1 protein-coding gene is annotated in these 858 nt (G+C 23.0%); it reads right to left on the bottom strand.

The features are described from left to right. Positions 1-55: 55 nt before the first annotated feature. Positions 56-646, bottom strand: coding sequence for a hypothetical protein (locus EHV01_RS06125; RefSeq protein WP_422066687.1), 591 nt, complete (start codon positions 644-646; stop codon positions 56-58). Between the last annotated feature and the right edge of the window lie 212 nt (positions 647-858).

The following is an 858-nucleotide window of genomic DNA, read 5'->3' as shown; positions in this document are numbered from 1 at the left end:
TAATTTATCAAATTTCATAATTTTAGATTCCTATAATTTCTATTTTAAATATATTTTATAGGAATTTTAAAATAACTAGGTTATGCAAGAAGTCTAATAAATCAATTTCAACGGTATCTTTATTTTTATTTAATTTTAATAAAGTTTTATAAAATGCATAATCTCAACTTTTTGGTCCCATTGCACTTTCAAGAATTTTACTAAAATCATTTAATCGTTTATTATCATTAACACGTCGAAATTTAAGATTTTTATCAACTTTTAATTTTACTTTTTTTCATTTTGTTAAATCAAGTACCATTCCAACTAAAATTTCATTTTGAATAAATCCTAATGATTCAAAAAAAGCTTGTTCTTTTTCATCAATTTGTTCACCAATGGTATATCATAAAAAGTCTAAGTCATTATCAACATAGCCTTTTACTAACTCTTTAACACGTGTAGCATCTTCTTGGTAATCTAATTGGGTACTAATTGCAATGGTATATGTTTGATCATCATCATTACTAATATCGGTCATATAAATTTCATTTTCAGTATCAATTAATTCATTTCGAATGTGTTTATCTTGAAAGGGATTGGTCATATAACGGACAAAATTTTGTGCTAATTTTGTTGCCTCATATTCACCTTTAATTCGAAACATTCGCTTAATTTTAGGATTCTGTCGATACTTTTTTTTGTTTCATTTTTTTATTTACCTTAAATTATATATATTATATCGTGTTTTTAAGGAAACTAATATTAAAATATGCTTTAATTTTGTCGAAAACTCTTGATGAAATAAAAAAAATCATCAATATGACAATTTGAAAACTAATTTTGTGTAAGATTATGATTTTGCTTTAAATTTTTTAW

The sequence above is a fragment of the Spiroplasma sp. hy2 genome (assembly GCF_044714365.1).
In the GTDB taxonomy this organism is placed as follows: domain Bacteria; phylum Bacillota_I; class Bacilli_A; order Mycoplasmatales; family Mycoplasmataceae; genus Spiroplasma; species Spiroplasma phoeniceum.
The sequence above is the reverse complement of the archived record's forward strand: the minus strand, read 5'-3'. Positions and strand labels throughout refer to the sequence as shown.